General features: G+C 71.3%; 2 protein-coding genes. Both read right to left on the minus strand.

What is annotated here, in order from left to right; translation table 11 throughout:
* Positions 1-72 precede the first annotated feature (72 nt).
* Complete coding sequence (locus ACYVK5_RS06635; RefSeq protein ID WP_460703080.1) at positions 73-5,361, minus strand: ThuA domain-containing protein; 5,289 nt, start codon at positions 5,359-5,361, stop codon at positions 73-75.
* Between the two features lie 148 nt (positions 5,362-5,509).
* Positions 5,510-6,382, minus strand: a complete 873-nt coding sequence (locus ACYVK5_RS06640) for a sugar phosphate isomerase/epimerase family protein (RefSeq protein WP_460703082.1) — start codon at positions 6,380-6,382, stop codon at positions 5,510-5,512.
* Positions 6,383-6,398: the final 16 nt, after the last annotated feature.

A 6,398-nucleotide genomic window follows, 5' to 3' on the forward strand; every position in this document is an offset into this window, starting at 1 on the left:
ACGGCCAGGCGGCCACCGGCGCGCGAGAGCGCACCGGTGGCCGCGGCACGGGGTGGCCGGCACCACCCCGGTCTACGACGTGGTCAGACGGAACCAGTCGAACGCGACCGTGACGGGCGTCTCCTGCTGCGGACCGATCGCCATCACGCCGATCGACGTCAACGGCACCTCGGACGTCACGGGATCGCCGAGCGGTTCCCAGTTCACCCCGCCGTCGCTCACCCAGCCCTGGTAGCTGTCGCCCGTCTTCGCCAGGCGCAGGTACCAGTAGCCGGACTCGGTCGTCTCCGCGATGTCGAGCGCGCGGTTGCCGCCCGCACCGAACTCCGCGCCCTGCTCCGACACCAGTTCCGCGCCGAGGTCGAGCGCCTCGCCGGGAACGTTCCTCGCCACGACGTCGAGCTTGACGTAGTTGTCGTCGTCGGCATGAGCGAGGAGTCCGGTGAGCTGCCAGCGGTGCGCGAGCGGAGCGTCGATCCGCGTCTCGGCGACCCAGTCGCCTTCCGGCGCCTCCTGGAGAACGAAGTTCCGCGGGTCCTCGTTCGCCGTCCCGTTGATGTCGCCCGGCTGCGTCGTGATGCGCAGAGCGCCGTCCTCGACCGCGACCTTCCCGCCGTCGTAACGGACCACGGCGTTCCACCGGCACCCGTCCAGGGCGTCGCCCTCGAACTCGTCGCCGGGCTCGCGGCTGCCGTCATCGACGTTGTCCCCGGTGATACGGACGTAGTCGACGAGTGCGCTCACCCTGGTGGGCGCCGTGTCCCCACCGGCCATCACGCCGAAGGTCGCGCCCGGTACGACCGGCGCCTCGCCGACGAGCGTCGTCCAGACCACGTCGTCAGCGGAGTAGGCGGCCCTGATGACGTCACCGTCCGACACGAGACGCAGGTGGATGCTCGTCGGGAAGTCCGTCTGGACGTCCGAGCGCCCGTGCCAGACCCGCTCGGCCCCGCTCTCCGTCTGGAACTCGACGAACCGGTTACCGCTCGGGTTCTTGGTGAAGGCGAACTTGGTGTAGTCGTCGTCTCCCGAGCTGACCAGGAGGCCCGCGTGCTGCCAGTGCCGGTCGTGCGGGATCTCGATCTTGGTCTCGATCGTCCAGGGTCCTTCCGGAGCGACCTGACCGAGATAGCTGATCGGCCCGGTCGCGTCCTCGTTGATGTCGCCCTCCACGACCGGGAGGACGGCGTGGCCGTCGGCGAGGGTGATCGGCTCCCCCTCGCCCTGGCGGACGACGGTCCAGCGCGGGTCGAGCTCCTCGCCGTCGAACTCGTCCGAGGGGTCCTGCGCGAGGCACTGCGGCGGGTCGGTGTCTCCCGGGCCTGCCGGGTCGTCGTCGAACGCGAAGCCGGCGAACTCCACCGCACTGGTCGCCGTCGTGCTGTGAGCCGTGACGAAGAGCCCGACGTCCTGGACGGACGCCGCACCGGGGAGCGTCTCCGGCTCACCGATCCTCGTGAAGTTCTCGCCGTCCTTGCTCCAGTAGGCCGAGTACTGGTCGCCGTCGCGTACGAGCCGCACCCAGGCCGGGTAGCTCGTCGTGCTCGCCGAGCTCGAGGTGACCAGCTGCCCGTCGGCGTTGCCCCGCAGCCACTCGAAGCCGCCGCTGGGCCGCATGGCGAGGGCGGCGTAACCGGCCGAGCCGGACGTCTGGGTGACGTCGTTGCGGACGATGATTCCGGCCTTCGCCGAGGTGTGCGAGTTCTCCTGGCTGTCGATCCGTACCGTGGCGGACCACTGCTCGCCGGCCCCCGCCTCGCGGTAGATCGTCGAGTACTCGTTGGTGCCCTGCCACATGTTCGCGCCGCCGGACGTGATGCGGTACGCACCCTGCCCCAGCTGCTCGAACGTGCCGTCGGCGTTGCTGAACGTCCGCATCCCGCCGAACAGCTCACCGACCTGGGCCTCGACCACGCGGGACGTCGTGCTGAGCCCCTGGTCGTTGGTCGCGACCGCGGTCAGGTGGTAGTAGCCGTCCGCGGTGACGTCCCACGTCGCCTCGTACGGCGCCGCGGTGTCAGTGCCGATGGACTCCCCGTCGACGAAGAACTCCACCTCGGCGACGGTGTTCTCCGCGTCCGTGGCGTCGGCCGCGACCGTGATCTGCCCCTGCTCGAGCTGTACGCCCGCCTCGGGTGCCGTCACCGCGACCTCGGGGCGCGTCGTGGAGGAGGCGCCCTTGCCGTGCGCCTCGATGAAGTTCAGGTGACGCTCGCCGGCGCCGGGGAAGACCACGTAGAGGGTGAAGCTCTCCCCCGGGTCCGCGACATCGACGCGTACGTCCGTGAAGGTGCCGAGACCCGTGGCCGGGACCTCGGCGGTGCCGAGCAGTTCGCCGTCCGGTGCGTCCCGGCGCAGCTCGACGGCTCCCGCCGACGCGCCGGCCACGCGCAGCGTCAGCGCGTCCACCCCGTGCAGGCTCATCGGGTCGTACGAGGCCCAGGCGCCGTCGGCGCCCGCGATCACGGAGCCTCCGCCCTCGATGTCGCGGCTCGGCTCGGTCGCCGTCCCCTCGCTCGCGGTGTGGAACTCGGCCTCCCGCTGCTGCCCGAACACGAGGGTCGTGTCCGAGCCCGTCAGCGCCGGGACACCGCCCTCACCCCCGCCGTCGGTGTAGCGGGCGTCGATCACGTAGAAGACGTTCATGCCCTCGCCGTGGCCACCGCCGAGGCTCGTCTCGACCTCTCCCGTACGGCCCTGCAGCGGCTCGGCCGGGTGCGCGTGGGCGTCGTGGCCCAGCGCCGGCTGGATGATCACGTCGGCGTCGTCGATCTCCGAGCCGTCCGGCGAGTCCTCCGCGTCCGTCACCTCGACGTCCCACGGGATCGTGTCCCCGAAGTGGAAGAACGAGCCGGTCGGCGGCAGACCGAAATCGACCTCGGGGCGCGTGTTGCCGACCGTGATCGGCACGGTGGCCGTCCCCGTCTTGCCCGCCGGGTCCGTGACCGTGAGCCGCGCGTCGAACACGCCGTTCCCGGTGTAGGTGTGCGTCGGGGCGACGTCGGACGAGTCCGTGGTGCCGTCGCCGTCGAAGTCCCACGCGAACGTGAGGTCCTCGCCCTCCGGGTCGGAACTGGCGGCGCCGTCGAACGTCACCTCGAGGGGCGCGGTGCCCGAGTCGGGCGTCGCCACGGGTGCGGCCACCGGAGAGCGGGAACCGGAGATGTAGTCGATCCGGTGCAGGCCGGAGTCCGGGTTGTCGCGGCCGTAGCCGCCGCCCCAGTCGAGCATGTACAGCGCGCCGTCCGGCCCGAACTCGGAGTCGATCGGCGCGAGGAACTCCTCCGTCGGCAGGAACGGGTTGACCTTCTCGACGTCCGAGGCCCCCGACGCCGCTCCGCCGTCGACGAGGTCCATCGAGTACATCTCGTTGCGCGCCCAGTCGTAGAAGAAGGGCTTGCCGTCGTAGTACTCGGGGAACTTGACGTCGGAGTCGAGCGCGGCGTCGAAGTCGTAGAACGGGCCGCCCATCGGGGCCAGGCCGCTCCCGGCGTCGATGATCCCCGGTGCCGACGTGCGCTGGTAGCCGTACCACATGTCCGCCGGCTGGGCCGGGGGCAGCTCGGTCAGGCCGGTGTTCCGGACCGAGTCGTTGACCGGGGCGTCGCAGTCGAAGTAGTCACCGACGGTGACCGGGCTCGTGCGGTAGTCGACGTCGCGGAACGGCTCGTTGTCGCCCATGCACAGGGGCCAGCCGAAGAAGCCCGGTTCCTTGATCAGGTTCCACTCCGCGATGCCCGCCGGGCCGCGCTCGTCCGGGTCGTCGGTGTTGTTGTCGGGCGAGTAGTCGGCCACGCCGAGTGCGCCCGACTCCGGGTCGAGGGTGAAACGGAACGGGTTTCGGAAGCCCATGGCGTAGATCTCGGGCATGGTCTTCGCGGTACCCGGCGCGAACAGGTTGCCCTCGGGGATCGTGTACGTGCCGTCGTCCTCGGGATGGATGCGCAGCACCTTGCCGCGCAGGTCGTTGGTGTTCGCGGACGTGGCGCGCGCGTCGTGGAACGTCCCGTCGCGCTCGGAGAGCGGGGCGTAGCCGCCCGAGGGCTCGGAGTGCGGGTTCACGTCGTCGCCGACGCCGAGGTACAGGTCCCCCGTCGCCTGGTCGACGATGACGCCGCCGCCGGTGTGGCCCGGCTCGTCCGGCAGGCGCCGCGCGGGCACCTCGAGCAGGACCTCCTCCGAGGCCGGGTCGATGACCGTGGCGCCCGGCTCGTCACCGGTGACCGTGAACCGGGACAGGCGGCTGACGAAGTTCGCGGGGTCGGTGTCGTCGTCGCTCTCGGGCGCGTAGTACTGGTAGAGGTACCCGTTGTTCTCGAAGTCCTCGTCGAGCGCGAGGCCGAGCAGGCCGTCCTCACCGCCGGAGTACACCGGGATCGTGATCGCGGTCGTCGTGCCCTGCGTGCGCGGGTCGTAGACGCGGATCTGCCCCTTGACGAGCTCGGTGTAGAACACCCGGCCGTCAGGAGCGACGTCCATCGCGAACGGGGCGCTCGTGTTGGTGTCGAGCGCGACCTTCTCGAACTGGTTCCAGTCGGTGCCGCCGCAGTCGCTCTCCACGAGGCCCCCGGCCCACTGGACGCCGCCGACGATGTGCTGCACGAGATCCGGCTCGTCGGTGTAGTGCGAGCCGAAGTGCCCCATGCCCGTCATCCAGGCGCGCCCGCCGTCGTACGGCTTGCACCAGGAGATCGGGTGGTCGGCGCCCATGGCGTTGGGGCCCGGGTCGTACGTGCTCTCGTCCATGGTGGCCAGCACGTGCGCCTCGCCGCGGACGTTGGCCGAGTAGTTGTACCACTCGTCGGCGCGCTCCCAGCGCTGCGGCAGGTGCTCGGTGGACGCGTGCGTGCGGTCCTCGACACGCACCGTGCCCGGCTGGCCCGGGTCGGTCCCCGTGGCGGCGTGACCGGGCATCAGTGCGCCGATCATGTCGTCCCACCACGCGTAGTTCCCGCGCATGTCCGTGGCGTTGTGGATGGCGACGATGCCACCGCCCGCCTGCTGGTAACGCTCGAGCGCGGCCTTCTGGTCGGCATTCCAGGGATCGCCGGAGGTCTGGAACATGACCAGGGCGTCGTACTGGGCGAGGTCCGTGTCGTTGAAGACGGTCGAGTCCTCGGTGTGGTCGGACAGGATCCCCACCTCGGCGAAGGCGGCCTCGAGCACGGGCGTGCCCTGGTCGATCGCGTCGGCGTGCCGGTACTGCGTGGTCTTGGTGAAGATCAGGACCTTGTGCTCCTCGCCGGGAGCGTGCGGCCCGTCGTGCGCCGCGGCCGGTGGCGCGGACGCGAGCGTGAGCGCCAGCGCTCCGCCCGCCAGGCCGGCGACAAGTCTCCGGGTGAGACCTCGTACTGCGGTCATCGTGATGCCTCCAGGGCAGGTCGACGTGTGTACCCGACGGACTGCTCCGTCGGGAGGGCTGGTCGATCCCGCGGCGTGCCGGCGCCGGCGGTGGTGCGCGGCGGACGCGTCGGTGCGCCCGCCGTGTCCTGCTGACGTGCTGTGACGGCTACCGCATCACCCCCCTCAGGTAGGCGAGGCCATCGACCGCGATGGCGTCCTGCGTGCTCGCCAGCGGCCGCCAGATCGAGGCCGCGGTGGCGATGGTCGCGTTGTCGGCGGTGAACGACTCGATCACGAGCGGGCCGTCGTAGGCCGTCGCGTCGAGCGCGCCGAGCAGCGCGGGCCAGTCGAGGTGGTCGTCTCCCGGCGCGCCGCGGTCGTTGCCGCAGACCTGCACGTGCGCGATCCGGTCACCCGCCCGCGCGACGGCCGCGGGCAGGTCCTTCTCCTCGATGTTCATGTGGTAGACGTCGAGCATCAGCCCGATGCCCTCCGGCGGGAGCTCCCGGACCACCTCGAGCGCCTGGTCGACGGTGTTGATCAGGCTGGTCTCGTACCGGTTCAGGGGTTCGAGGCCCACGACGACGCCCGCGGCGGCGGCGTGCTCCACGACCGGGCCGAGGTTCTCCGCGAGTTCGGCGTACGCGGCCGAGCGCTCGGCCGGCGTCATCCGCCAGGTGCGGCCCACCGAGGCGTAGGCCGGGCCGCCGATCACCGGCGCCCCGACGGTACGGGCGACGTCCACGACGTGACGCAGGTAGTCCTGGGTCGCGGCGACGGTCGCCGGGTCGGCGGTCACGAGCTCGCGCCCGGGGCCCATGACGAGCGAGACACTGGCCGCGAGCCCGTGGTCCGCGAGAATCCCGGCCGCCCGGCGGGGGTCCCAGTCGCCGGGCTGCTCGACCGGAAGCTCGAGGACGTCGAACCCCCAGCCGGCCGCGCGCGCGGCGATCTCCCGCAACGAGTCGTCCGTCAGGGGCGACGTCCACACCCACGTGTTGACGCCGAGCGGCCTGGTGCGCGGGCGTTTTGGAGCCACGGTGCTCCCTCCTTCG

The organism is Myceligenerans halotolerans, from assembly GCF_054782975.1.

Coding starts and splice junctions, on each gene's coding strand:
- ACYVK5_RS06635 (WP_460703080.1), bottom strand. CDS start 5,361: ATGACCGCAGTACGAGGTCTCACCCGGAGACTTGTCGCCGGCCTGGCG.